The following is a 24,847-nucleotide window of genomic DNA, read 5'->3' on the forward strand; positions in this document are numbered from 1 at the left end:
GGAGTGGATTCGGTTTGACGAAGACGCCCTCGGCCTCGTAATCTTCTATAGCAACGCGCGAGTGGCGGAATAGGCAGACGCGCACGGTTCAGGTCCGTGTTCCAGTTGATGGAGTGGGGGTTCAACTCCCCCCTCGCGCACCGTTGTGATGTGTCGGGACATCGTTGACAGTTTGTTGGCGGTGTCCCGATCTTTCTGTATATCGCCGCGTTTCAGTACACTGCCGGCGTTTCCACATCTTGCTGGCCTTTCTGCATCTCACCGCCTTTTTGGGGTTAATGCCCGAAATATGTGTATGGGGTGGGCGTGTCGCGGGGTGTTTAGTGTCCGGCCCAGCCTTTTTGGGTGTGTCATGACCGCAGATCCTTCGGGCGGGGATGCCACTGCTGTCCTGCCGCGCGCACCAACACGAGCACATACCCCTAGATTTAAACCTTCCACGTGCACATACCCCTAAAAAGTCTTGTAAAAATGCACAATCCCCTAGATTTAACGCGTGAGGCTCGAGACCGCCGGAAGCTACTGACGGCTGACCTGCGGAAATAGGTTTTGTCCTTTTGGGGTGCCGACTTTAGCTAGGGGTATGTGCAATTTTCGCGTTAAATCTAGGGGAATGTGCATCAAGACCGTGAAGATTTAGGGGAATGTGCAACGCAGGCACGAAGATCTAGGGTGTTGTGTTGCATCGGCGGCTGATTTGTCGCATGAGCGCACGAGAAAAGGGGTCGCGGAGACGCAGGGAGAAGAGCAAAGCGCGACACGCCGCGCATACTCACGTACCGCGGCAGAGCCATGCTCGCGGGGAGATATCGATTCAGAGTTCAGCGTTGACAGTGCGACGAGGTTCGAGGGACGTTCGTGTTGGACGCCGATGCGTCGGCATATGCGAGCAACGTTTTTCTGCGTCATGTCACCAAAAGGGATAGGTTCATAAAGAGGGTGCCGAAGCTTAATGGGCGCCCGTTTCGTTGTTGATCCGCACCTAGAGTCTCACCCACTTGATCGAGGACAGTCCATGACGAATCCACCCACCACCCCAGGTTCGAACGGTAACGACAGGTACTCGACGGGCACCCATCGGGAACTTTCACCTTCGCCCGCCATAATGCCTCTGTTGGCGATACGCTTAAAGTGAATTGAGACCTCAATCAAAGAGCCACTTTGGGTTCCACACCCACGCATCTGATCTACCGCGCATACACGAATGTCGTAGAACGAAGGATGAATCATGACGAATTCACGCCCACCGACAGGTAACGACGCCAACTCGCACCAGCGATACGGCAGTAGTCCCTACGGTTTCGACTACGCAGGCCAATTCGGGTCCAATCCAGATCAGACGGCACAGTGGAATGGACAAGGCGCGAATACCTTGAGCCGGGACGGCGATGGCCGGTTCAGCCCCGAAGGTCCCGCGTCACAAGGCTCGAACTCCAACGAAGATTACGGCCGTTGGAGCCGCGACCAGCAGACAGCGCAGATGCCACCTGCACATGAGCAATGGGCAGGCAACTCGGCAAGGCAGCCGGGCCAACCGGGACAGCCGGCGCGACCGGGGCAAAACGGGCCAAGCTACAACGACCAGTGGTCACACAATCAGCAGTGGTCATCGTCCAATTCTCAATGGTCATCCACCCCGTCATGGCAAAACGGCCCACAGGGGCCCTATACCCCACAGGGAGCATACGGTTCGCAAGGCCCCACGAATCCGCAAGGATCGTACGGACCACAGGGACCATATGGCTCGCAGGGTCCCAACAGTCCACAAGGGCCCTACGGGCCGCAGGGGCCTCAAGGCCCTGGTGGCTCATGGTCACAGCTACCGAACCAATCCGGTGGAACAAAGAAGATCAACATCGTCGCGTTTGTTGCGCTTGGCCTTGCAGTCCTCGGCCTGATCCTCTCTGTCATTCCAGCGACGCAGATCGTAGGGTGGGTCATCCTCGGCGTCGCGTTTATTTGCTCCCTCGTCGCGCTCTTCTTGAAGAACCAGCCGCGCGTCAGCGCACTGATCGCGCTGGCAGTGACGGTTCTTTCGGCACTCATTGCTCTGGTCGTCGCCTTTATCATGGCCAATCTGTCTGACGTTGATGAGACTGTCGACGAACAGGAACAATCCTCGGCGACAGAAACTCAGGATCAAGATCCGCAAAGTAGCCCCATTGCCCCAGCACCTACTGTGCCTCTTCCGACCACGCCCCAGCAATCAGGAGACCCAGGTCAGGCAGGACAGCAGCCTGGACAGATGCCCACCCCCGGAACGGCCAGTTCGCCCCAAACCTCGAGAGACAATCCCGCAGCACTGGGAGAAACCCTCACCGTTGGCCAGTGGGACGTGGCGATCAATTCATTCAATCCCGACGCCACCGAACAAATTGTGAACGGCAATATGTTCAACACTCCTCCGGATGACGGCACGGTTTACTCCCTGCTCAATGTCACTTTCACCAACAAGGGCACTGAAAAGACCCTGCCCTTCCTGGCATTCGCCTTCATCGACGAGGCAGGCCAGACGTACTACGACTATGACAACCTCGTGGCTCTGGAGGACTCGTACTACCTTCTGGACCTTGAACCGGGACAGCAAGGCACTGGTAGCGTCACTATCCAGATCCCAGCCGGTGCGAGCGGTGTCCTTCAGGTGACAGATGTCCTGGGAACGAGCATCGCGTACGTCTCAACGCACTAGGCAATGCCTGCAGCGCCAGCGGGTTGCTGCGGGGCTGGCCAATTGCCGCCTGCTGAGTAAGCATGACCGCCGGCCACCTACTCGCCAGTAACACTGCCTCCGCGGCAGCGCCAGCCCCTAATAATACGACTGCCCAGCCTGCACGCCACCGAGCAGCGTTGGCACTGTGACCAGCGTGAAGCCCTGGCGCTGCAACTGATCAATGATGCCCGGGACAGCTTCAATGGTCGAAGGGTGAACGTCGTGCATCAGGACGATCGACCCGGCGCGCACAGTCGCCATAATCCGATCGGTCGTGGTCTTGACGTCGCGGTTCTTCCAGTCCTCAGAATCCACATCCCAGAAGATCGCTGCCTGACCCGCCTCACTGAGCACGCCGGTTACCTTGTCATTGGTCGCTCCATACGGAGGACGCATCAGCGCCGGCAACAGCCCACTGGCCTGCTGAATCGCATCCCGCGAGCGCGCTACCTCATCACGGATCCCCTCGACCGGCAACGTGTCGAGCTGTGGGTGCGACCAGGAATGCGACCCCACCACATGCCCTTCGTTCACAGCGCGAGCGGTGATATCCGGGCGCGCCGCCACACTGGGTCCCAACTGGAAGAACGTGGCGTGCACGCCTTTCGATGCAAGCACATCGAGCAGTTTTGGCGTCAGGTTCGCATCGGGACCATCGTCGAACGTCAACGCCACACACTGCGCCGCACTGCAATCCACATTCTCGGTCGGAACCATACCCATCACACCTGATCCATCTGCGGGCAGCGGCTCGAGGGGAACGAATGGCGGTTCGGGCTGGGGAAGCCCAGCAAATTCCGCGCCTCCTGTCACCGCCGCAGTTACAGCGCGACCCAGGTCGCTCGACACCTCGGCAGCCTGATCGGGGGACACTTCCAGCACCGCGCGATCAGCGTTCACTCCACTATCAGCGTTCAGGATCAGCGCAAATGAGCCGTCCTGGCCGATTCGCACATCATCTGGCCCATTCCACGCCTCGTTCGTACGCAAGCCGAGCCTGGCCAACGCGTCCTGATAGGTTCCCGGGTCTCGATCTGCCTCACGCAACGCACGCTTGGCGGCAGGGAACAGCTGCACCCGCTCATCCTCATTGACGAGGGCGGCCGCAGGCGCCACCGTTTGGTCCTGGGTATCAACGATCCATGATGACGAGCGCGTGACCTCGCCGTCGTCGGTGCCGGTGATGGCTTCGAGGACGAACCCGATCCACTGCCCCGCAGCGAAGGACACGTCGTAGCGCACTTCCTGAGAATCCGGCCAGGATGCCATCTCGAGGGCCCGCTGCTCCATGAACGCGTTGACGTCGTCGAATCCCTGGATACCCGGCCAGGTCACAGGGATGTCTGCAGTGGACGAACGGTCAATGACATGACCGATCTGCGGGTCATCAGCGGGAAGCACCTCAGGCATGTCAGCGACGTGGGACCGTATCCCGGCAGGTGAGGTGGGCGGGCCAGGCTGGGGTGCGCTTGACGCAGCAGACTGGCCTGATTCCTGTGTGCCCGACGGCGCAGTTTCCCCAGAACCAGGATTGCACGCCGTGAGCCCCGTGAGCACAGCGACGCACGCCAGGGCGGTGCACCACCGGTGCCGGCCGAGGCGGTTGGAACTGCCGTTGTATTCACGTAGTGCCATCATGGCGCCGATGATAGCGAGCCAATCGGCCAGAATCCACCCTTTTATGTTCCACTAGACACAACCATGCCGGTATTGTCGTTACTATGAGTACCGACTCTGTGCCGCAGACAGCTGAAGTCCTGTCGGTCCTGTCCTCTTCGGAATGTTCGCTTAGGAGTGTTCCGCCGACACGGTTACACTGGCCTTTGCACTGCATCAGTAGTGCATGCGTGATCGGCGTGTTACGCGTGACGCAAGGGAAGGGGACGCCATGAGCATCTTTGATCGTTTCGAAAACGCGGTCGAAAAAGGTGTGAACTCGGTTTTTTCTCGTGTCTTTCGTTCCGGCCTCAAGCCAGTTGACGTGAATTCTGCAATCCGGCGTGCCATGGAGGATAACCTCCAGGAAGTTTCCTCCGACCGCACCATCGCGCCCAATAAGTTCGTCGTGCGTACCTCCGTGACGGATCTGGAATCCATCGGTGACGACATGCCCGTCCTCGTCGATGAATTTGAACGCGACGCGACAGAGTACGCCACTCAGCACGGCTATGCATTGCTTGGCCCCATCGCAGTCAGTTTCGAGGAAGACGAATCTGAACTGACCGGGCAACTCATCGTTGAAGCTGCCAATGAGCGCGGCGCAGTCGCTCCGGCGACAGTGCTCGAGGCTTCCCCTGAACATCCGATCATCGATGTGGATGGAGACCGCTGGCTGCTGACCGAACCAGTCACCGTGATCGGGCGCGGCTCAGACTGCGACATTGTCATCACCGATTCAGGCGTGTCACGCCATCACCTCGAACTGCGCATCACTCCCACCGGGGTCATCGCAACAGACCTGGGTTCCACGAACGGGACTTTTGTGGAGGGACACCGCATCGATGCCGCTACGCTGGTGGATGGCAACCAACTGACGGTGGGCAGAACCCGGATCCTGTTTTGGACCCATCCTGAACCAGCTGACGAGGAACGGTGATGACAAGCGATCTGGCATTTACTGTTTTTCGCGTCGGATACCTGGCTCTGCTGTGGCTGATGGTGCTCGCCGCAGTGTCCACGCTGCGTCGAGACATTTTCGGAACCGTTGTCACCCCTCGTGGCAAGGGCCGGCGTACCGCTGACAAGAGACGCAAGAAGTCGCAGAAAGCTCGCAAGGATCGCGCATCAGATGAACTGATTCCCAGATCACTGCTCATTACAGGCGGCCCGCTGGTCGGGATGACTCTGACACTTGGCTCCGCCCAGATCACCATCGGACGCTCCCCGAACTGCATCATGGTGCTGGAGGACGAGTACGTCTCGGGGCAGCACGCCATGCTCTCCCCACAAGACGGCGAATGGGTCATCGAGGACCTCGGCTCCCGCAACGGCACGTTCGTGGACGACGAGCGCATCACACAGCCGACCGTCGTCCATCCCGGCACGACGATTCGCATCGGACAAACCACGCTTGAATTGGTCAGGTGAGCGTCGTGAGTCCTGAAGCAATCGAATTTCACTATGCAGCCCGGTCTGATATCGGACTGGTCCGCAAGAACAATCAGGACTCTGCCTACGCGGGCCCCAATTTGCTTGTACTCGCTGACGGTATGGGCGGCCCGGCCGGCGGTGATATCGCCTCATCCGTCGCGATCGCCCACCTGGCGCACCTGGATTCGGAATCATATCCAGCTGATTCGATCGCCAAGCTCCTGCATGACAGCCTGATGGATGCACACGATGAGCTCTGTGAACGCTCGGAAACTGACCCGGAGCTGAAGGGTCTGGGAACCACCTGCATTGCGATCATGCGTGCCGGCTCAAAACTGGCGATGGTCCATATTGGTGATTCTCGTGCCTACGTGATGCGTGGCCAGACCCTCACGCAGGTCACCATTGACCATTCTTTTGTCCAGTACCTTGTTGACAGTGGCCAGATCACGCCTGACGAGGCTGAACAGCATCCTCAGCGCAACGTGGTGCTGAAGATTCTAGGGGATTCGCAGGCCAGCGTGGTTCCTGACGAAACCATGCGTCAGGCTGTTGTGGGAGATCGCTGGCTGCTGTGTTCAGACGGTCTGTCCGGAGTGGTATCGGGAGACACGATCGGTTCGGTGCTGACCGAGTATGAAGATCCGGGCGAGTGCGCCGAAAAGCTCATTGACCTGGCGTTGCGTGCCGGTGGGCCTGACAATGTGACGTGCGTGATCGCGGATATTGTTCCGGCAGGCACAACGAACCAGACTGCTCCTGAAATTGTGGGTGCTGCCGCGACCGACCGTCAGGCACCCACCCGCGGAGGTGACGGTGCTGCTGCGCGCGCAGCGGCCCTGGCCCGATCAACCTCGACTCATTCACTTTCAGATCCTGACGAGGATGCCGCTGAACCTGAGCGGCCTCGCATGCGGTGGTGGACCATTGCCGTGGGTGTGCTGGCCGTAGCAGCTGTGGTCCTGGCAGGCTTTTTGGGATACCGCTGGTCACAGCAGCAGTACTATGCGATTGGCGAGGACGGGGCGGTCGCCATCTACCAGGGAATTCCTCAGACGCTGGGGCCGTGGGCCTTTTCGCACCGCGTGGAGGTCACCTCTATTTCGCTGGCTTCCCTCGATAACGTGGATCGTGAACGACTGCAGGAACCTGTCACCCGTTCCTCACGCGAGGAAATCGACGCATATATTGCGCAGCTGGCACCCGTGAGTGCCCAGGGACCAGACAGTACGGATGCCCAATCGGGTGGTGACCGGCCACAGTCATCACGTTCCTCACAGTCGGGCACCCAGCCGCAGCCACAGTCGCTCCGCCACAGTGATTCCTCCGACGTGGAGGCACTGTAATGGCAACAGTGATGGTGGCGCCGACACGTCCTCGACGCCTGGTGGAAATTGCGCTCATGGTGGTGGCACTGGCCATCGGAATCGGCGGCTACGTGCTGACGACGATCAACCGCACCGGCGTTATCCCCCCGAACCTGGGGATGCATATCGTGATCCTGCTGGTGGTTGCCATAGCCGCTGAAATCGGGATGCACGTGCTGGCACCCTACGCCGATCCTGTCATCTTGCCGATCTCGGTGGCATTGACCGGGCTGGGACTGGCGATGATTTACCGCCTGGATCTGACCTATGACATGCTCGGGCGTTACGACACTGAATCTGGTGGCCACCTCATGCCGACCAGCACGAAGCAGCTCATCATGGTGGGTGTCGCACTGGTTGCCGCAGCACTCACCTTGATCGTGGTGCGTAATCACCGCCTCCTGCGCCGCTTTACGTACACGTTCGGAGTGATCTCCCTGGTCTTGTTGCTCCTGCCCATGCTCCCTGTCATCGGCAGTGAACAAATGGGCGCGCGCGTGTGGATCCGCATGGGGCCGCTCAGCTTGCAGCCAGGCGAACTCGTCAAAGTCACCCTGGCCATCTTCTTTGCCGGCTACCTGGTCAACAAGCGGGACTCACTGGCCATCGGCGGTCCGAAGATCCTGGGAATGCGCCTGCCGCGCGCACGTGACCTCGGTCCGATCCTGGTGGTGTGGCTCATCGGCATCGCGATCCTGGTACTCCAGCGTGACTTGGGCACATCCCTCATGTTCTTCGGCATGTTCGTGGCGATCCTGTACGTGGCGACCAACCGTCCCTCGTGGCTGGTGATCGGCGTTGTCATGTTCACCCCCGCCGTTATTTTGGCAGTACGCGCGTTCCCACACGTTCAGAACCGTTTCAACGTATGGCTCAACGCCCTGGACAATGACGTGTACAACGCGCAAGTGGGGTCCTATCAGGTTGTCCAGGGCCTCTTCGGTCAGGCTTCCGGCGGACTGATGGGCACCGGCTGGGGGCGTGGCTACCCGCACCTCGTGGTCCACGCCGAGTCCGACTTCATCTTGTCGTCACTGGCTGAAGAGCTCGGACTGACCGGGCTGCTGGCCATTTTGCTGCTGTACCTGATTTTGATTGAGCGCGGTTTGCGCGCAGCCATCGGTGTGCGCGACGGATTCGGCAAGCTACTGGCTGCTGGTTTGAGCTTCTCACTGGGACTTCAGGTGTTCGTCGTCCTGGGAGGTATTACGCGAGTCATTCCGTTGACCGGCCTGACTGCCCCTTTCCTTGCTGCCGGCGGATCATCGATGGTGGCGTCGTGGGTGATGATCGCGTTGCTGGTGCGTATTTCCGATGCTGCGAGGCGCCCCACCCGCCCGATCCCCTCCTCAGCGATCAGTGGACACGCTTCCCACGCCGGTGACAATGCGCTGGCTCAGTCACGCTCCGCACGTGCCGATCACCGCACCACCGCCACTGCATCTGAGGGTGGTGAGGCACAGTGAACACGCAGATCCGCAGATTGTTCCTGTTGATGCTTGTCATGTTTGCCGCCCTGGCATGCGCGGCAACGTCTATCCAGTTCTTCCAGGCTCCATCCCTGAACGCAGATGGGCGTAATACTCGCACCATCTTGCACGCCGCAGAAATCGATCGTGGCCCCATTATCGTCGGTGGTGACGCCGTTGCTTCTTCCTCAAAGGAGGAGGGCTCTGCACGCTTCCAACGCTACTACTCGCAAGGCCCGCTCTACGCACATGTCACTGGCTACTTTTCTTCCGTGTTTTCTCAGGCCAGCGGCATTGAGCGCGCATCCGAAGACGTTCTGGATGGCCGGTCGGACGCCCTCCTGATGCATCGGATCCGCACCCTGTTCACAGGGTCGGAGCGTCAGGGCGGTGGCGTGGTTCTGACACTGAATGAACAGATGCAGCAGGTGGCAGCTGAAGCACTCGGTTCCAGGAAAGGCGCGGTGGTCGCCCTCGACCCAAAAACTGGAGCGGTACTGGCCTTGTATTCATCACCCAGCTACGATCCCAATCCACTGGCCTCTTTCGATGCTCAGACTGTTCAAAACGCCTATGACGCCCTGGTTGCCGCCCCTGCGCAGCCGCTGACGAACCGTGCGATCGCGGGAAATCGGTACGCACCAGGGTCAGCGTTCAAGATCCTGACGGCAGCAGCCCTGCTCGAAAACGGCATGACACCCGATACGCCCGTCGATTCGCCGGTGGAGACACCACTGCCCGAGTCCACTACGACGGTGTCGAATATCGAATCCACAACCTGCGGCAACGGAAAACCTGCCTTGCGTGAAGCATTTGCCCGCTCCTGCAACACCTCCTTTGTCATTGCCTCTCAGCAGCTGCCTGACACGGCACTGGCCGACATGGCCGAGCGTTTTCAATTCGGAACGGAACTGTCCATTCCGCTGACGGTGACACCCTCGCGTTACCCGGAAGATGCCAATGCGCCTGAACGGGCGCTCACATCGATCGGACAGTTTGACGTCCAGGTGACCCCGATGCAGATGGCGATGGTGGCCGCGGCGGTGGGTAACCACGGCGTCATGATGAAGCCGCAGCTCATACGTGAGATCGTGGACGCCGATCTGCAGTCCACTCAGCAGATGACACCGACCAGGCTTGCTGAACCGATCAGCGCTGGTGTGGCCTCGCAGCTGACCTCGATGATGGTGTCAACGGTGAATGAGACGTACGGCACGGGCGGCCTGATGGCGCTGAGCAACTGGCAAGTGGCGGCAAAGACCGGCACGGCGGAAACGGGTGACGGGTCCGGCAAGGCCAATGCGTGGGCCGTTGCGTTCGCCCCGGCTGACGACCCGCAGATCGCGATAGCCGTTTTGGTGGAAGGTGATGATGAACAGCCTGTACCTCATGGTGGTGACACGGCCGGTCCGATCGCACGTGCCGTTATGGAGGCTGGCCTGCAATGAGTGAAGCAACGCATAACCATTACATGCCCGGACACTTGCTGGGCGGGCGCTACATGCTGCTCACGCGGATCGCACAGGGCGGCATGGGTGAAGTGTGGAAGGCACGTGATAAGCAGACCGGGCACATCGTGGCGGCCAAAGTGTTGCGGCCGGAACTGTCCGGCCATCAGCTTCCGCTGTCCCGTCTGCGCATCGAGGCACGTAACGCGATGCGTATCGAGCATCCCAACATTGCGTCTGTTCTGGATTCGGGCGAGGCCGGCGGGTATGGCTGGATCATGATGGAGTTGGTCGAGGGCCGCCCCCTGACGGACTACCTGCGCGGCGGGCGCACCCTGGAGGTGCGGGACATCATTCCGATGATGATTCAGGTGGCGATGGCTCTGCACGCAGCGGCAGCGGCAGGAGTGGTGCATCGCGATATCAAACCGGCCAATATCCTGATCAGGCCTGACGGAGTCGTCAAACTCACCGACTTTGGGATCTCCCGCACTGCCGATCAGGCCGCTTTGACAGCGGCAGGCATGGTGATGGGAACCGCTCAGTACCTGCCTCCCGAGCAGGCAATGGGTGAAGTGGCGACAACCCTTGGGGATCTGTACGCCCTTGGTGTCATTGCCTACGAAGCTGCATCGGGTAAGCGCCCGTTCACGGGAAAGACCCAGGTCGATATTGCGTTTGCGCACGTCAATGATCCTGTGTCGCCGCTGCCATCCAGCGTGCCTGAACCGTTTGCTCGGATCGTGATGAAGCTGCTGGAGAAGAACCCGAAGTCTCGTCCCCAATCCGGTGCGGCTCTGGCTCGTGAACTGGTTCAGGCTGCTCACACGCTGCACCTGTCGACAGCTCCCCGCCCGCTTCCTGCCCTTGAGGTTACCGACGACACCACCGCTCAGCCGCCCGTCATCGCGCCGTCCCACCAGGACACGCCAGCCACGCCTGCCATGCCAGCGACTCCTGCCGGGGGTGGCCCTGCTCTCGCTGATGCAACAACGTCTGTCGCTCCCGTTCTGGATCTGACAATCGATACCACCATTGACGAGGATGCCCTCGACAAACCACTGGATCCCCGCGAGCGGCGTCGACGGGAACTGGTGGCTCGCCTCAAACAGCGCGCCGAGGAACGCCAGCGTCAGGAGCAGCGTCAACGCGAAGAAGTGGAAGCTCAGGCGACAGCGGAGCGCGAACGTGAGGCACATGAACGCCGCCTGCAGGCCGGTAGGCAACGTCAGGAGCGTCAGGAAGCGCTCAGGCGACAAAGCGCGCGTGCCACTGCGCAGGCACGCGACACCAAGCATGAGGCGTCCCGCAGTCACTCCGGGTCGACAGGGCACTCCCCTGCCGCCTCGACTAAGAATCGCGCATCCGGTGCGTCGACAGCTGCGCACACATCTGGCTCGTCGACCGATGGTCGCCCACGCGTCCGGTGGCACGCAGTGGACCGTGCGAATGCGCGCAACGGGTTCAACAAGCACGATGAGGCGAGCTCGCCGACACCCACGCGCTTCAACCGTTCGCAGGTGTCACCGCCACTGACACGGCGCGATGTCCTGGGACGGGCGTTGATCATCGCACTGATCTTTGTCACGATCGTCCTGATCGTCATTGCCACCCTTTACAATAGATTTGGATCATTGTCTCTACCCCTAGGGATGAGTCAATTCATCATCGAGGAGGCTCACACATGGCCGATTCCATGGCCCACCGTCTAGGCGGACGCTACGAAATCCGCTCGCTCATCGGGCGAGGCGGCATGGCGGAAGTCCGCCTGGGATTCGACACGCGCCTGAGTCGCATCGTCGCGATCAAGATGCTGCGAACAGACCTGGCGCGCGATTCGATCTTCCAGACCCGTTTCCGCCGTGAAGCGCAGGCGGCAGCCTCTTTGAACCACCCCAATATCGTCGCCGTGTATGACACTGGCGAAGAGGTTGTCACCACGCCCGATGGTTCGGGAGTATCCGTCCCCTACATCGTGATGGAGTACGTCGAAGGACACACCGTTAAGGATCTGCTGGCTGACGGCACTCCGGTTCCGATCGACGAGGCGGTCGAGATCGTATCCGGCGTCTTGTCGGCACTGGAATATTCCCACTCGCAGTCGCTCGTCCACCGCGACATCAAGCCGGGCAACATCATGCTCACCACTGACGGCAAGGTCAAGGTGATGGATTTTGGTATCGCCCGCGCTCTGACAGATTCTCAGGCGACCATGACGCAGACCAATGCGGTAGTCGGCACGGCGCAGTACCTGTCCCCTGAGCAGGCCCGCGGTGAACAGGTCGACGCGCGTTCCGACTTGTACTCCACCGGCATCGTCCTCTTTGAACTGCTCACAGGCCGGCCGCCGTTCAAGGGAGATTCCGCCGTTGCCGTGGCCTATCAGCATGTCTCCTCGACGCCACCGCTGCCCTCGTCCATTACACCGGATATTCCGGAGTCGCTTGACCGAGTGGTGATGAAGTGCCTGGCGAAGGATCGTGAGGATCGGTACTCCTCAGCAGCATCGATGCGTTCTGACCTGATCCGGGCCGTACACGGTGCTGACGTGGATGCACCTGCCACCCAGGTGTGGGAGACGGCCGCACTGGCCAATGCGGGCAGCTCATCTGGTGCGACCGCCACGATGCCGTTGTCGCAGATGTCATCGCCTCCCCCGCCACCGCCGAGCTATACGAACAGGAACCGTGCCCAGTACGCTGACACGTCTGTGGCGACCGAGGAGGAAGCAGAACCGCGCAAGAAGCGCACAGGTCTGATCGTCGCACTCGTGATTCTTCTGATTGGCGCGCTGGGAATCGGTGCGGTCGCCCTCATGCAGTCGAACAAGGATCCTGAAAAGGTCACCGTTCCTGATGCTCTGATCGGCATGACGCAGGAGGAAGCCAAACAGGCTGTCGAAGGTGCGGGGCTGGTCTTCGCCATTGGTGATCCCGTCGAATCGGAAGATGTGGAAGAAGGCCGCGTCGCTCAGTCTGATCCGCCGCCCTCCACCCAGGTCGAAGAAGGCTCGTCAGTTACTGTGTTCCTCTCCTCGGGACCAGCTTCCCAGCCCGTTCCTGATGTCACCGGCAATCCGGTGGATCAGGCGCGCACAATCCTGGAAAACGCCGGTTTCGAAGTAAAGGTCTCCGACCAGAAGAAGCCATCCGATGATATTGCTGAAGGCAGCGTCGTCGAAACCTCACCGAAGGCTAAGGAAATGGCCAAGAAGGGATCGACGGTTACGCTCATCGTGTCCTCGGGCAGCAACCAGGTTGCCGTTCCTGATGTCAACGGAATGAGCCAGGAGCAGGCGCGTTCCACGATCGAAGCAGCCGGACTGCGGGTCGGATCCGTCACGAGCGTCGATTCCGCCGAGCAGGCGAAGGATCGTGTCGTCTCCTCCGCACCCGCTGCCGGTGAAAAAGTCGCCAAGGATTCAGAAATCACGCTGCAGCTTGCGTCCGGAAATGTGGCTATCCCTGCCGGCCTTCCCGGCCAGTCCCAGGAAGCTGTGGTCAACGCTCTCAAGGAACTCAAACTGGTTCCGGATGTGTACGAGATGGACAGCAACGATGTCGCCAAGGGAATGGTCGTCAACGTTGAGCCCGGCGAAGGCCAGCTCGTCTCCCAGGGTGGCACGGTGAAGGTGTACGTCTCGAGGGGATCGTCCTCAGGCTCTCAAAGTGGCAACTAAGTAATCGACGGTAAGCGCCGGCTCGGTGCCCGGCCCCGCGGTCGGCCCGTTAGTCGGTTAGCTCAGAGCGCTCGGCAACCACAGGTGTCAGCTCACGTGCGCGCTTGGGCGCATCCGCGTCACCGCAGGCTGCCAACCAGTTGGCCAGCATGAGGTGGCCCGAGCGCGTCATCACCGATTCAGGATGGAACTGCATGCCTTCAAGAGGAAGCTCTCTGTGGCGCAACGCCATGATGATGCCACTGTCCGTGGTCGCACTGACCTCCAGGCACTCCGGCACCGTCGCAGGATCGACAACCAGCGAGTGATAACGCGTGACGGTGAGAGGATTCTCCGCGCCGGCGAAAACACCGCGCCCATCGTGCGTAATCGGTGAGGTCTTACCGTGCATCAATTCGGGAGCGCGCACCACGTCCGCTCCGAAATACTCACCCAGTCCCTGATGCCCCAGGCACACTCCCAGCATCGGTACGTGCCATCTGGCACACACATCGATCACATCAAGCAGGCTTCCTGCCTCCTCGGGTCGGCCTGGCCCGGGTGAGACGAGCACGCCGTCATACGTACGCTCACCATCGGCAGCGGCCCCGTAGGCGCCCTCGTCAATGAGGGAAAGATCCACCTGGTCGTTACGCACGACGTCCACGTGCGCGCCGAGGTGACGCAGGTAGCCGACGATGGTCCAGACGAATGAGTCATAGTTGTCCACGCACAGGATTCGACGCTGGCGCGGAGCAGATTCGGTTGGGGCCATTGACGAATCGTTTCCAGGTGTTGTCATCAGACGGTGACGTTCCCGTCAATGTAAGTGGACTGGAACCACGGGAACACCCATTGGAACAGCACGGCGATGACAAGAACGATCAGCAAAACAGCCTCGATGGTCTTGAGCCAGGCCGGGCCAGGTAGGTGGCGGAAAATCCATGCGTACATGTTGGTCGAATCCTCTCTTCACACGCGGGGCAAGACAAATACGGCGGTCATTTCGCAGGCTCGCTGGCCAGCGCTGCAGGAACACCGGTTTCCTTGGGCGTCCACGAATCCAGCTTGAGGTGCACGATGTATCGCTCCGTGTTCGACCACTCGGGATGGCACGTCGTCATCGTCATCCACCGCTCGGTAGGGGTTTCAGAAAAACTGAGGTCGCCGGGGACTGGAGCGATCGTCTTGATGTTTGTTTCATCGTCGGCGGAGTAGATCTCGAAATTGTCCATCGTGTACACGTAGTACGTGTTGGCCGTTTCAACAACGACCTGGTCACCAGGTTCGAGGCGGTCAATGAAACGGAAGTTATTGCCGTAGGTTCGCCTGTGCCCGGCGACAGAGAAATTGCCGAGGGCGCCCGGCTGAGCCGTTTCCACGTAGTGCCCGGCATACGCTTTCGCGAGCACATCGGGAGTGGTGCCTTCAGCAAGCGGAATCTTTGCCCAGTTCCATTTCGGCACGTGAACAACGCCGTACACCTCACCAGGAGCAGGCTGATCGATCGCCGGTGGTTCATCCGTGCGCCGTTCACCTGATTTTTGCGGGGCCTGGTGTTCCTGTTCGAATTGCAGAACCGTTTCTTGGGCCGGCCCGCTGACTTGGTAGCTCGTCCAGAACAACTGCCAGAACGCGAAGAGGCCCAGGATGATGGCAACGGTGATGAGCAACTCACCGATCACTCCGATGATGCGGGTCGGCAATGATGCTGGGGCGCTCTCAATCCTCCGGACGTGAGCCGGTGTGCCTGAACTAGCCATGATCCTCCACAATGCGCGCGTACTGAGGTGAAGTGTCTTCGGGCAGTGCGGTGAATGTCAAGTCCTTTTCTTCATCCAGACGCCAGCCCAGGCCGTACTTCACGACATACCTCTTATAGTTGATTATTCTCTCATCTGAATTGATTGCTCGCTTGAGGCGATCAGGATCGCCTATGGCGGAAATCGCATACGGCGGTGAATACGAGGTGCCGTCCACCAAGATGACGTTGCCGATACAGCGAATGACCGAGCGTGACGTGACGCGCTTGCCCTGCACCGTCATCGCTTCCGCACCGCCGCGCCACAACGCATTCATCACATCTTCAATGTCCTGCTGGTGAATCACCAGATCGTCGGGCTGGGCACCCTCGGGCAAAATCTGATCTGCAGGCGCGTCAGTGAGCGTGACGGTGACACCCGGCCCCTGAACAGCGGTAGTCGTTCCGATCGGGATTGACGAGGCAGCTCCCTCATTCGTTGCAGGATCGTCACTCGATGAGGTGGTGTCCACGTAGCGATGGATGGATTCGCGCAGGCTGTTGCGCTGATCTGTCAGCTCCTGAACGGTTTCCTGCCTGTCTCGCACCATGGACAGCAGGTTGACGTCGCTGCTTGATGCCTGGCCCCGCGTATTGGAGGCCGCTACGCCGAAGACGACGCCGCAGGTCACCATCACGACCAGGATTGCCAGTGCTGAGCGCATCTTCTTCCACGTTCGTCTCTTGGGCGAACGCTCCCCTGAACGTTTACGTGGTGGATCCATCCGCGCACGCGGGGCATAGCTCGGCGGAGGTGACTGCGGCGAATCGCTGTCGCTCATCATCCCTCCTGACTGGTCGGACCATATCTGAGCGGTGGGTGCATCACGTTGGCAGGCGGCAGACCACAGTGAGATAGACCGAAAACGACTACCGCGTGTCGATCGCTTTGGCCGATACCCCACTCCGAGACTACGCTAGAGGATATCCAGGCGCATAACGCGCCACGGCAGTTATTCAAGTCCCGGCCCCATTCCGGGAGAGCGATCAGGAGTAGGTTGTGGCCGAGTCGAAAAAACGCAAGCGCAAAAGCGGCGAAGTAGCTGAGCAGGATACCGAAGTCCACTCATGGACTGAAGACATCCCCATGAGCCCATCGTGGTGGGCTCCGGCTTTCATTACACTGCTCATTGTTGGCCTGGTGTGGGTCATGGTGTACTACATCTCGTCCGCACGCTTCCCGATCCCCGGTATCTCATGGTGGAACCTGGTCATCGGTTTCGGCATTATGCTGATCGGTTTCCTGATGACGCTGCGCTGGCGGTAAGCTCGGCTGCTCGGCGAGCGTGCTGACATCATTTACCATGCGGCGGCGCTCACCTCACCTCGTCCGCCCGTAAACCGACTAGTAGTTCAAAGCGAGCAACGCGGCATATTCCACAGCCACCACGGCGCACACGGCGATCAGCATTCCTGCACCGGCCAGTGCGCTGATGCGTGTCTTGCGCGTGGCCTCGGCCTGACGGTTGACGACGACCTCACCGCTCCTGCGACGCGGCGGGCGCCTCATGATATGCGCAAAGCCCCACGTCACCAGCGCGCCCACGATCATGCCGCCGACATGCGCCTGCCAGGAAATATTGGGCACGATGAAGCCGTAACCGAGGTTGATTGCCAGCAGGATCAGAATCGATGTCGTATTGATCCCGCTCATCTTCTGAAGGACGAAAATCGCGGCGAACAGGCCGAATACGGCGCCCGACGCCCCAACAGTGGTCACCAACAGTGTTTGTCGGCTGACGAAGCACCAGGCCAGGACACCGGCACTGCCACCGATCGCGCTGGCGATATACAGGATGAGGAAACGCCACCATCCAAGCACAGGCTCGATGCTCGAGCCGACGAACCACAGTGCGACGAGGTTGAACAGGATGTGCAGGACGTTGGCATGCAGGAATGCAGTCGTCAGAATTCGCCAGGGCTCAAGCCATCCGATCGCCGGCATGAACGCCAGGGAACTGTAGACCTGCGGAATGAGCTTCATCGCCACGAATGTCACTGCGCACAGGCCAATAAGCACCATCGTCACGGTCGGTTTTTGAGTCCAGCGCATCTGACGGCGTCCGCGTCGGCCTCGTTTCTTCGCACAGTCCACACACATGGCGCGCACTTCCACCGGTACACGGCACTGCGGGCACATCGGCCGGTTACATACCTTGCAGTAGTCGATGGACTGCACATCAGGGTGGCGTGGACACGGCGGAGCCGCATTCGGGTCTGAACGCTGACCGTACTGAGGTATCTTGGCCATACTCATCCTTTGTTCGAACTCACCGTTGGAGGGGCTGCGCCCGCCACAGTGGACGAGGGCGTCCCATCCGACTGTCAGGGCTGGCAGTATCCAGCTTACCGGTGGTCGCCCTCGTCATTGATGATGCAGGCATCAGCCCGCGTCTACTTGTCAAGAATCTCCACGGATTCAATCACGACGTCTTCGCGCGGCTTGTCGCGTCCGTCGGTGGGAACCTGTGCGATCGCGTCGACGACGCTGCGTGACTCATCGTCGGCCACCTTGCCGAAGATCGTGTGCTTGCCCTGCAGCCACTGGGTCGGGGCGACGGTGATGAAGAACTGGGATCCGTTGGTGCCCTTCCCCATGCGGGTTCCGGCGTTGGCCATTGCCAGGACATACGGCTCATTGAAGTTCAGTTCCGGATGGATTTCATCGTTGAACTGGTAGCCGGGGCCTCCTGTGCCGGTGCCGAGCGGGTCACCTGTCTGGATCATGAAACCGTCGATGACGCGGTGGAAGATCACGCCGTTGTACAGCGGTGAGCTCATTTCCTGACCGGTGCCGGGGTGCGTCCACACGCGCTCACCGGTTGCCAGTCCCACGAAGTTCTTCACCGTGAACGGTGCGTGGTCGGGGTACAGGTCCAGGCGGATATCGCCTTGTGAAGTATGAAGAATAGCTTGCATGAATCTATAGTGACAGATTTTCCGCCTGTGAGCACGCGTGTGGGCAGCCGTTCGCCCAGCGCGCATTTTACGTAAATGGTCACTGTCTGCCGGCCTTTTATGGTGTGATTAAAGTGCATTGAATCGTGTGACGGTGCACAATAGGGGGGAAGACCCTTTGCGTCATTCGTCGCAATGAAGAAACAAGATCCGGAGGCATCAATGGCTAAGAAACACCAACTCGATCCGGAGCAGATTAAATCTGATGCCGTTCAGCTGGGGTCCACTCTGGCTGAGCAGGCTCATGCCGCTGCCGAAAAGGTCGCTGACCTGGCGGAACAGGGCTTGGACTGGGCCGGCCCGCGCGCTCAGGAGGTATTGGATAATGCTCGCAAGACTGCAGACAGCGCCCGCAAGTCTGCCCAACCTTACATTGACGAAGCGACTGACCGTGCCCGCGATGCTGCAGACAAGGTTCGTCCCGTGGTTGAAGAAGCACGTAAGCGTGCCGAAGATGACTACCTGCCTCGCGTGAACCGCGCATGGACGGAAGCAACGGCTGCCGCTCAGACTGACGGTGACCTGATCGAACGCGCTCGCCGCGCTGCCGATGCCGGATCATATGCGTTGACCACGCCGACCCCAAAGCGTAAGTCACACCGCGTTGCCAAGTGCCTCGGCTGGACGGCACTGGGGCTGAGCGCCGCTGGTGTGGGATACCTGTTGTGGCGTCGAAGCCAGCCGATCGAAGATCCGTGGGCCGAGGAATACTGGGCTGACCTGGACACCGATGTTGAACTGCCTGACGTTGAGGTGGAAAGCGCTGATGACGCGCAGGGCGCGTCGCAAACCCCGACCGACGAGGAAAAGGCTGCGGCTGAAGAGGCTGCTCAGGCCAAGCTTGAAGCCGATGAGAAGGCCAACAAGGAAGCTGAAGAAGCTGCCAAGTAAGGCCTCCAGCGCGGGCACGTGAAAGAGGGACGCTCCCTTTACGAGGTGTCGTCTTTCTGAGCGCCCGCAGGGCTGTGAACTGCTGACCGGCGTGTGCGTCTGCGTGACGTCCACGCCGGTTTGCTTTCACGGGGCGGGCGCGGTTTGCTTTCATGGGTCGGCGCCGGTTTGCAGTTGGCTGTGAGGAGACTGCACGGGGAGGCGCTCTTACCTTGACCAGTTGATCCGACGCTCCCGTAGCACCTTGACCAGTTGACTAAGACCTTTGCCCGTTGATAGTTCAAAGTCTTATACCTTGATCTGTTGATTTCTACCTTGAGCGCTTGATTGAGGCGCGCGCCAATTCCGCGCGATCGGTGCCGACACCGAGCAGATCATGGCGCTGTTTGCCCGCGAAGCTGATCGGATGCAGCGCGATGGACTTGATCAGTGGCAATCTGGCATCTATCCATTGACCGAGCATATTGAGGCAGATATTCGAAGCGGCTACGGATGGGGGGTTGCCAGCAGAGGAGACGTCCTGGCCTATCTGAGTATCGACGACACTCCCGGCCCGTTTTACGATGCGGCCAATCTGACGTGGAAGACTCCGCGCGAGGGAACGAGGGAACATGGGTGATGCACCGACTGATCGTTGCCGAAGAAGCTCGCGGAATGGGACTGGCTCGCAAGCTGATTGAATTCGCTGTGACGCAGTCACCGAACGGGTATCTGCGCGCGGATACGGATCCGAAAAACACGCCCATGCGGGCACTGTTTGAGCGGCTCGGATCCCGTGACGCTGGATTGCTGACCTATCACGAATTCAACGATTTGCAATGCGTGACCTACGAGCGCTGGGTGCACTCGGTCGTGCGGCGACAGATGAGCCAACACGTTCAGGTGCACCCGGCCAGATTCGGCTGGATGTGACAGCGCCGCCAGGCGCCAGCACCGCATTCCCACGCGCATGGCCTCACCCCGGATAATCTCGCCGCGCGCTGAATATTTCCATTGAGGGCGCGCCGAGCCGGCAAATAGGGTAGACATGAAGTGCACATCCACTATGAGAGGAGTCACAATGGCGAATTCAACTGTGAGCACTGCGAGCACCCACTGGGAAGGTGGCCTGACAGACGGCGCCGGACAAACGACACTCGAAACATCCGGTGTGGTCACACTGGACGTCGCGTGGGGCAAGCGCACTGATCCAGGCCAGGGCACCACGAACCCCGAAGAACTCATCGCAGCAGCCTTTGCCACCTGCTATTCGATGGCACTGACCAACGAGCTGACCGAAAACGGCCATACGCCTGAATTCCTCGACACCACTGTTGAGGTCTCCTTCAACCCCAAGGACGGCATTTCCGGAGCCAAACTCACCGTCAGCGGTAAGGTTCCCGGCCTCGATGCTGACGCATTCAAGGAAAAGGCTGAGTGGGCGAAGGACAACTGCCCCGTCTCCAAGGCACTCGGCGGCCTCAAGAAAGAGCTTGTCGTGAATGCCTGAGTTTCATCTCAAACGCATCTACGAGGACCCGGAGCCATCTGACGGCCTCCGGTTTCTCGTCGATCGCCTCTGGCCAAGGGGGATCTCCAAAAAGCGCGCCGCACTGGACGAATGGAACAAAGACCTGCCACCATCACCGCAGCTGCGCACCTGGTTCGGACACCGACCCGAACGTTTTGAGGAGTTTGCACACAGGTACCGTCAGGAACTGGCTGACAGCGGAGCTGCACGCGACTTCGTGGAAAACCATCTCACCTGTGATGTTGTCACGCTGCTCATCGCAGCAAAAGACCCCGAGCACAACCACGGACTGGTGCTGCAGGACGTTCTCACCACACTTGCCGCTGAGCGTGCGGATCGCCAGCAATGCGGATCACCATGACAGCACGAACCGATGACACTGCGCATCCGTCTCAGTAGCGACGCAGCGACGCCCTCGTTCAACCATGTTTGACGGAGTTGACGAGTTCGACTGTGGACGTCGCCCCTGTCACATGTGAATAACACAAGGGGCGCCCCGGAGTTCACACCCCGAGGCGCCCCTTGAGTTATGTGTACGGGATCAGCCCTTCACGGATCCGCGGGTTACACCCGAGATCACCCAGCGCTGAGAGAACACATAGACCAGCAGCAGCGGAGCCATCGCCATCAGGTAGGAGGCGAATGCCACCGAGTAGTCCAGGTTGAACTGTCCCTGGAACACATACTGTGCCAGCGGCAGCGTGCGGTGCGCCGGGTCGGTCAGCACAACCAGCGGCAAGATGAAGTCATTCCATGCCCACACGCACGTGATGATTCCGACCGTCGCATTCATCGGAGTGAGCAGTGGGAAAATCACCTGCCAGAACACACGCCATGTGGATGCGCCATCCACGCGCGCCGCCTCTTCCAGCTCAATGGGAATCGAGCGGATGTAGGAGACGTAGATGAACGAGTTCATCGACAATCCGAAGATCGTGTACAGGATGACCATGCCGATGGGTCGATCCAGGTGCAGGATCGACATCTGCTTGATGATCGGCAGCATGATGATCGGGAACGGGATGAACAGTGCCGACAGCAGGTAGTAGAACGCGCCCTTGAAGAACGGCTTATGCAGGTTCCGTGCAATCGCCCAGGACACGATCGACGAGGTCAAAATCGTGAACACCAGGGTCAGTGCTGTGACGAACACGGTGTTGACCAGCGCGTGCTTGAAGTCGGCGCGCTCCCAGGCGTCCGCGAAGTTCTGCCAGCGGATCGAGGTCGGCAGTTCAAACCCGTTGCCGTTGAGCACCTGATCAGGCGACTTGAGCGCAACAACCACGGCGAGGTACATCGGGATCAGCACGCCCAGAGACGTGAACAGGATAAACAGCGTGGCCACCCAGTTGATGCGGCGCCTCTTTGAAGGGCGTACCTTGCGCGTCGAGGTGTTGGTCAAGTTCTGCCCGGCTGTCCCTCGCGTCGAGGGCGACGACGCTGACGAGGACGTTGATTCGATCGGTGTGCCTGGTGTCATGGGAGCAGTCATGTTACTTTCCCTCCCCACGTTGCAAAATTCTGAATTGGAACAGCGACACGATGGTGATCACCACGAAGAAGAACACCGCGTTTGCTGTCTGGTAGGCGAACTCACCGCCGGTGAAGCCGCCTCGGTAAATCAGGACGGACACTGATTCCGTAGCCGTGCCGGGCCCGCCATCGGTCAACGCGATGATCGGGTCGAACACTTGGAGGAAGCTCTTCAAACTCAGCACCATATTGAGGGTGAAGAAGGGGCCGATCAGTGGGAACGTGATCTTCCAGAACTGTTGCCACGAGTTCGCACCATCCAGTGCGGCAGCCTCGTACACATCGTCTGGAACGGTTTGCAGTCCGGCCAGGTACAAGATGATCGCGAATGCGCTTGCCTGCCACACGGCAAGCGTGATGATCGCTCCCCATGCGGCGATCGGGTGCGTCAAAATGTTGTCTCTGAACAGCGGAATGCTCGAGAAGATTTTGGGCAGCGACGTGGAGAACATGAACTTGAAGACGTAGCCGATGATCAGCACCGACAGGACGTAGGGGATGAAGAACACGCCCCTGAAGAAGTTACGGGCCAGAATGTTCGAGTTCAGCGCCACGGCGATGATCAGTGAGATCACGTTCGTCAGGATCGTGGCGATGATGGCGAAAATGAAGGTGGCCGCATATGCGTGGAACATGCGCTCGTCGCGGAAAATGTTGATGTAGTTGGAGATTCCAACGAATTTCCACGTTCCGTATCCGGCATAGTTGGTGAACGAGAAGAACACGCCGATCAGGACGGGCAGTGTATGGAACAGTGCGAACGCAATGAGCGCGGGCACGACAATCATCGTGTACGTGCGGTCCTTGGTGGGCGACACTGTTCGTCGCTTCCCCTTATCTGAACCGGACCTGCGTGCGGACGAGGCCGAGGACTTAGCCGAGAGCGTGCCCGATGAGGCCGTACCCGACACGGCCGTAGCCGTTGCCGTGGTGGTCACCGAACGTGCAGGTTCACTCGCCGTTGCTGTGTCGCGTGAGCGCATGCGTTCGCGCAACTGTGGCGGCAGGTCAACCATGCGGCCGTCTTCGCCGTCCGTGCTGCCGGCATTGTGCGATCCGGCGCCAGCACCAGGTGTTGATGACATGGATTTTCCTTTCACTCCACAGTGCGTGCAGCGTATTCACGCCACTGGCGATCCAGCTGCTGCAGTGTCACCGATGGGTCTGCATCAAACAATCCTTGCTGGACCAGAGGGTCCAGTCGGATAGAGGCGGGAACGTGGTGGTCCACGAATCCTGCGATGTGGCCTCCGTCGAAGAACGGAGCCAGTTCCTGAATTGCCGGATCATCCGGGTAGTCAGCTTCCCTGAGGGAGGGGAACATGGATTGCGACTTCGCGACCTTCTCGATGACTTCAGGCTGGAAGAGGTAGTCGAAGAAGCGGCGCGCCTCTTCAGGGTGCGCTGCCCCCTTCCCCATCGTCACAACGACGTCCACGCCAGTCACCAGCAGGCGCTGGTCGGCACCCTCACCTTCGGGAGCCGGATACGGGAAAATTGCCGCATCCACGTCGGGGTTTGCCTGACGGATCGGATTGAGCGCCCAGATACCCTGCATCAGCATGGCGACTTCACCGTTGGCAAATGCGGCGTTGCCGTCGTCGTAGGTTCGGGCACGCCATCCGTCCTGTGCGTATCCGAATAAGGTGAGTTGGCGCTGCATCGGTTCGGTGAAGTTCTTCTGGAACGACACCGCCGAATCCGGCCCGATATTCGTACCCTGCTCGCGCATGGTGTCGAAGAACCCGTCGCGCGCGGCGTAGGCGCCCAACCCATTAAACGAGGGCAGTGTGGTCCACGCGTCGGCCACCGTCCCGTAGAACGGTGTGATGCCAGCGGCCTTGAGCTTTTCACACACATCGAGCAGTTCTTCCCATGTGGAGGGAACTTCCAGGCCCTGTTCCTTGAAAATCTGGCGGTTGTAGATGATGCCGTCTGCATTGTTCAGATAGCCGACACCGTTGACTTCGCCTTCCGCATTTCCCAGGTCAGCCAGAATGTCCTGCACAGCCGGGTTAATGTGCTCAAGCAGCGGGTCATCTGAAAAGTCGTGGAAGACGCCGGCTCGGGCCAGGTCAGCGAATTTTCCGTTACCGTTCAGGGTGATGACATCCGGCGGGCGGTTCTTCACCAGGAGCGTACGGATCGCGGTGTCCGCATCTGCCGATTGGTTAATGACTATGTCAATGTCGGGATTTTCGGCCTCAAAGTCAGCCGCGATTTCTTCGAAATCTGTTTTGGCTTCACCTTTGAACTGGAAAAAATCCAGTTCGGTTTTCTCCTGCGCCTGGGGCGTCCCGCAGCTCGCCAATGCTCCACATGTGCATACAGCCAGAGCCGCAATCAGTGCTCGTCGCATTCGTGGTTGCCGAGGGCGACGTGTGGCACCGTGAGCATCTGGCTTGGATGTGT

At 59.8% G+C, this 24,847-nt stretch carries 24 protein-coding genes and 1 tRNA gene; 15 read left to right on the top strand and 10 right to left on the bottom strand.

Going from position 1 to position 24,847, the window contains the following annotated elements:
• Positions 1-55: 55 nt before the first annotated feature.
• Positions 56-140, top strand: a tRNA-Leu gene (locus QP093_RS05170).
• Between the two features lie 1,088 nt (positions 141-1,228).
• Positions 1,229-2,689, top strand: a complete 1,461-nt coding sequence (locus QP093_RS05175) for a DUF4352 domain-containing protein (protein ID WP_285015281.1) — start codon at positions 1,229-1,231, stop codon at positions 2,687-2,689.
• A gap of 117 nt (positions 2,690-2,806) precedes the next feature.
• On the opposite strand, the gene QP093_RS05180 is transcribed toward QP093_RS05175, so the two are convergent.
• Positions 2,807-4,348: a polysaccharide deacetylase family protein gene (locus QP093_RS05180; RefSeq protein ID WP_285015283.1), complete on the bottom strand. Its 1,542-nt coding sequence runs from the start codon at positions 4,346-4,348 to the stop codon at positions 2,807-2,809.
• A gap of 250 nt (positions 4,349-4,598) precedes the next feature.
• Here QP093_RS05180 and QP093_RS05185 point away from each other — a divergent pair, with 250 nt between their 5' ends.
• The 7 genes from QP093_RS05185 to pknB are packed head-to-tail and all read left to right on the top strand — an operon-like array spanning position 4,599 to position 13,763.
• Positions 4,599-5,306 carry an FHA domain-containing protein gene (locus QP093_RS05185; protein WP_058237655.1) on the top strand — a complete coding sequence of 236 codons (708 nt, stop codon included), beginning with the start codon at positions 4,599-4,601 and terminating at the stop codon, positions 5,304-5,306.
• Complete coding sequence (locus tag QP093_RS05190) at positions 5,306-5,797, top strand: FHA domain-containing protein FhaB/FipA (RefSeq protein WP_058237654.1); 492 nt, start codon at positions 5,306-5,308, stop codon at positions 5,795-5,797. The genes QP093_RS05185 and QP093_RS05190 overlap by 1 nt, the downstream gene beginning before the upstream one ends.
• Positions 5,798-5,802: 5 nt before the next feature.
• Positions 5,803-7,146: a PP2C family protein-serine/threonine phosphatase gene (locus QP093_RS05195; RefSeq protein WP_285015287.1), complete on the top strand. Its 1,344-nt coding sequence runs from the start codon at positions 5,803-5,805 to the stop codon at positions 7,144-7,146.
• Positions 7,146-8,633: an FtsW/RodA/SpoVE family cell cycle protein gene (locus QP093_RS05200; protein WP_285015290.1), complete on the top strand. Its 1,488-nt coding sequence runs from the start codon at positions 7,146-7,148 to the stop codon at positions 8,631-8,633. The genes QP093_RS05195 and QP093_RS05200 overlap by 1 nt, the downstream gene beginning before the upstream one ends.
• The gene (locus QP093_RS05205; RefSeq protein ID WP_285015292.1) at positions 8,630-10,084 is read left to right on the top strand and encodes a peptidoglycan D,D-transpeptidase FtsI family protein; all 1,455 of its coding nucleotides are present in this window, start codon (positions 8,630-8,632) and stop codon (positions 10,082-10,084) included. The genes QP093_RS05200 and QP093_RS05205 overlap by 4 nt, the downstream gene beginning before the upstream one ends.
• Positions 10,081-11,796, top strand: a complete 1,716-nt coding sequence (locus tag QP093_RS05210) for a serine/threonine-protein kinase (RefSeq protein ID WP_058237652.1) — start codon at positions 10,081-10,083, stop codon at positions 11,794-11,796. The genes QP093_RS05205 and QP093_RS05210 overlap by 4 nt, the downstream gene beginning before the upstream one ends.
• The gene (pknB, locus tag QP093_RS05215) at positions 11,769-13,763 is read left to right on the top strand and encodes a Stk1 family PASTA domain-containing Ser/Thr kinase (protein WP_070725997.1); all 1,995 of its coding nucleotides are present in this window, start codon (positions 11,769-11,771) and stop codon (positions 13,761-13,763) included. Before QP093_RS05210 ends, pknB begins: the two co-directional genes overlap by 28 nt.
• Before the next feature lie 49 nt (positions 13,764-13,812).
• Here pknB and QP093_RS05220 read toward each other — a convergent pair whose 3' ends face one another.
• Genes QP093_RS05220 through QP093_RS05235 form a run of 4 tightly spaced genes read right to left on the bottom strand, consistent with a single transcriptional unit; the run spans position 13,813 to position 16,325 of the window.
• Positions 13,813-14,517, bottom strand: a complete 705-nt coding sequence (locus QP093_RS05220; RefSeq protein WP_285015297.1) for an anthranilate synthase component II — start codon at positions 14,515-14,517, stop codon at positions 13,813-13,815.
• 26 nt (positions 14,518-14,543) lie between these two features.
• A complete protein-coding gene (locus QP093_RS05225; RefSeq protein WP_257525610.1) occupies positions 14,544-14,696 on the bottom strand; it encodes a hypothetical protein in 153 nt (50 codons plus the stop codon).
• Between the two features lie 47 nt (positions 14,697-14,743).
• The gene (locus QP093_RS05230) at positions 14,744-15,505 is read right to left on the bottom strand and encodes a class E sortase (protein WP_082628640.1); all 762 of its coding nucleotides are present in this window, start codon (positions 15,503-15,505) and stop codon (positions 14,744-14,746) included.
• On the bottom strand, positions 15,498-16,325 hold the full coding sequence (locus tag QP093_RS05235) for a DUF881 domain-containing protein (protein WP_285015301.1): 828 nt from the start codon (positions 16,323-16,325) through the stop codon (positions 15,498-15,500). The genes QP093_RS05230 and QP093_RS05235 overlap by 8 nt, the downstream gene beginning before the upstream one ends.
• A gap of 218 nt (positions 16,326-16,543) precedes the next feature.
• Between QP093_RS05235 and QP093_RS05240 the strand changes: the two genes are divergently transcribed.
• Positions 16,544-16,810, top strand: a complete 267-nt coding sequence (locus QP093_RS05240; protein WP_058237648.1) for a cell division protein CrgA — start codon at positions 16,544-16,546, stop codon at positions 16,808-16,810.
• Between the two features lie 78 nt (positions 16,811-16,888).
• Here QP093_RS05240 and QP093_RS05245 read toward each other — a convergent pair whose 3' ends face one another.
• Together QP093_RS05245 and QP093_RS05250 are read right to left on the bottom strand one after the other, a co-directional pair.
• A complete protein-coding gene (locus tag QP093_RS05245; protein ID WP_257525608.1) occupies positions 16,889-17,794 on the bottom strand; it encodes a rhomboid family intramembrane serine protease in 906 nt (301 codons plus the stop codon).
• A gap of 143 nt (positions 17,795-17,937) precedes the next feature.
• Entirely contained in the window at positions 17,938-18,462 is a 525-nt protein-coding gene (locus tag QP093_RS05250) for a peptidylprolyl isomerase (RefSeq protein ID WP_058237647.1), read from the bottom strand.
• A 201-nt stretch (positions 18,463-18,663) separates the two neighbouring features.
• On the opposite strand from QP093_RS05250, the gene QP093_RS05255 reads away from it, so the two are divergent.
• From QP093_RS05255 to QP093_RS05275, 5 genes are all read left to right on the top strand, one after another.
• Positions 18,664-19,392: a hypothetical protein gene (locus tag QP093_RS05255; RefSeq protein ID WP_058237646.1), complete on the top strand. Its 729-nt coding sequence runs from the start codon at positions 18,664-18,666 to the stop codon at positions 19,390-19,392.
• Positions 19,393-19,768: 376 nt separating this feature from the next.
• Positions 19,769-20,011 carry a hypothetical protein gene (locus QP093_RS05260; protein ID WP_058237645.1) on the top strand — a complete coding sequence of 81 codons (243 nt, stop codon included), beginning with the start codon at positions 19,769-19,771 and terminating at the stop codon, positions 20,009-20,011.
• The gene (locus QP093_RS05265; protein WP_058237644.1) at positions 20,011-20,304 is read left to right on the top strand and encodes a GNAT family N-acetyltransferase; all 294 of its coding nucleotides are present in this window, start codon (positions 20,011-20,013) and stop codon (positions 20,302-20,304) included. The genes QP093_RS05260 and QP093_RS05265 overlap by 1 nt, the downstream gene beginning before the upstream one ends.
• Before the next feature lie 148 nt (positions 20,305-20,452).
• Positions 20,453-20,881, top strand: a complete 429-nt coding sequence (locus QP093_RS05270) for an OsmC family peroxiredoxin (RefSeq protein ID WP_058237643.1) — start codon at positions 20,453-20,455, stop codon at positions 20,879-20,881.
• Positions 20,874-21,263, top strand: coding sequence for a DUF488 domain-containing protein (locus QP093_RS05275; RefSeq protein WP_285015308.1), 390 nt, complete (start codon positions 20,874-20,876; stop codon positions 21,261-21,263). The genes QP093_RS05270 and QP093_RS05275 overlap by 8 nt, the downstream gene beginning before the upstream one ends.
• Positions 21,264-21,443: 180 nt before the next feature.
• Here QP093_RS05275 and QP093_RS05280 read toward each other — a convergent pair whose 3' ends face one another.
• Genes QP093_RS05280 through QP093_RS05290 form a run of 3 tightly spaced genes read right to left on the bottom strand, consistent with a single transcriptional unit; the run spans position 21,444 to position 24,794 of the window.
• On the bottom strand, positions 21,444-22,394 hold the full coding sequence (locus QP093_RS05280; RefSeq protein ID WP_285015310.1) for a carbohydrate ABC transporter permease: 951 nt from the start codon (positions 22,392-22,394) through the stop codon (positions 21,444-21,446).
• A gap of 1 nt (position 22,395) precedes the next feature.
• Positions 22,396-23,520 (bottom strand): carbohydrate ABC transporter permease, encoded by a 1,125-nt coding sequence (locus tag QP093_RS05285; RefSeq protein WP_227469227.1) that lies wholly within the window; start codon positions 23,518-23,520, stop codon positions 22,396-22,398.
• Positions 23,521-23,531: 11 nt separating this feature from the next.
• Positions 23,532-24,794 (bottom strand): ABC transporter substrate-binding protein, encoded by a 1,263-nt coding sequence (locus QP093_RS05290; RefSeq protein WP_285015313.1) that lies wholly within the window; start codon positions 24,792-24,794, stop codon positions 23,532-23,534.
• Positions 24,795-24,847 lie beyond the last annotated feature (53 nt).

This window comes from Pauljensenia sp. UMB10120 (assembly GCF_030212035.1).
GTDB classification, from domain to species: Bacteria; Actinomycetota; Actinomycetes; order Actinomycetales; family Actinomycetaceae; genus Pauljensenia; species Pauljensenia radingae_A.

What these genes read in the sequence shown, in the direction of transcription:
- QP093_RS05175 (WP_285015281.1), top strand. Translation starts at nt 1,229, where the DNA reads ATGACGAATTCACGCCCACCGACAGGTAACGACGCCAACTCGCACCAG.
- QP093_RS05250 (WP_058237647.1), bottom strand. Translation starts at nt 18,462, where the DNA reads ATGCAAGCTATTCTTCATACTTCACAAGGCGATATCCGCCTGGACCTG.
- QP093_RS05275 (WP_285015308.1), top strand. Translation starts at nt 20,874, where the DNA reads ATGCCTGAGTTTCATCTCAAACGCATCTACGAGGACCCGGAGCCATCT.
- QP093_RS05285 (WP_227469227.1), bottom strand. Translation starts at nt 23,520, where the DNA reads ATGTCATCAACACCTGGTGCTGGCGCCGGATCGCACAATGCCGGCAGC.
- QP093_RS05230 (WP_082628640.1), bottom strand. Translation starts at nt 15,505, where the DNA reads ATGGCTAGTTCAGGCACACCGGCTCACGTCCGGAGGATTGAGAGCGCC.
- QP093_RS05190 (WP_058237654.1), top strand. Translation starts at nt 5,306, where the DNA reads ATGACAAGCGATCTGGCATTTACTGTTTTTCGCGTCGGATACCTGGCT.
- QP093_RS05180 (WP_285015283.1), bottom strand. Translation starts at nt 4,348, where the DNA reads ATGATGGCACTACGTGAATACAACGGCAGTTCCAACCGCCTCGGCCGG.
- QP093_RS05185 (WP_058237655.1), top strand. Translation starts at nt 4,599, where the DNA reads ATGAGCATCTTTGATCGTTTCGAAAACGCGGTCGAAAAAGGTGTGAAC.
- QP093_RS05280 (WP_285015310.1), bottom strand. Translation starts at nt 22,394, where the DNA reads ATGACTGCTCCCATGACACCAGGCACACCGATCGAATCAACGTCCTCG.
- QP093_RS05200 (WP_285015290.1), top strand. Translation starts at nt 7,146, where the DNA reads ATGGCAACAGTGATGGTGGCGCCGACACGTCCTCGACGCCTGGTGGAA.
- QP093_RS05235 (WP_285015301.1), bottom strand. Translation starts at nt 16,325, where the DNA reads ATGAGCGACAGCGATTCGCCGCAGTCACCTCCGCCGAGCTATGCCCCG.
- QP093_RS05255 (WP_058237646.1), top strand. Translation starts at nt 18,664, where the DNA reads ATGGCTAAGAAACACCAACTCGATCCGGAGCAGATTAAATCTGATGCC.
- QP093_RS05220 (WP_285015297.1), bottom strand. Translation starts at nt 14,517, where the DNA reads ATGGCCCCAACCGAATCTGCTCCGCGCCAGCGTCGAATCCTGTGCGTG.
- pknB (WP_070725997.1), top strand. Translation starts at nt 11,769, where the DNA reads ATGGCCGATTCCATGGCCCACCGTCTAGGCGGACGCTACGAAATCCGC.
- QP093_RS05225 (WP_257525610.1), bottom strand. Translation starts at nt 14,696, where the DNA reads ATGTACGCATGGATTTTCCGCCACCTACCTGGCCCGGCCTGGCTCAAG.
- QP093_RS05245 (WP_257525608.1), bottom strand. Translation starts at nt 17,794, where the DNA reads ATGGCCAAGATACCTCAGTACGGTCAGCGTTCAGACCCGAATGCGGCT.
- QP093_RS05265 (WP_058237644.1), top strand. Translation starts at nt 20,011, where the DNA reads ATGCACCGACTGATCGTTGCCGAAGAAGCTCGCGGAATGGGACTGGCT.
- QP093_RS05260 (WP_058237645.1), top strand. Translation starts at nt 19,769, where the DNA reads ATGGCGCTGTTTGCCCGCGAAGCTGATCGGATGCAGCGCGATGGACTT.
- QP093_RS05290 (WP_285015313.1), bottom strand. Translation starts at nt 24,794, where the DNA reads ATGCGACGAGCACTGATTGCGGCTCTGGCTGTATGCACATGTGGAGCA.
- QP093_RS05270 (WP_058237643.1), top strand. Translation starts at nt 20,453, where the DNA reads ATGGCGAATTCAACTGTGAGCACTGCGAGCACCCACTGGGAAGGTGGC.
- QP093_RS05210 (WP_058237652.1), top strand. Translation starts at nt 10,081, where the DNA reads ATGAGTGAAGCAACGCATAACCATTACATGCCCGGACACTTGCTGGGC.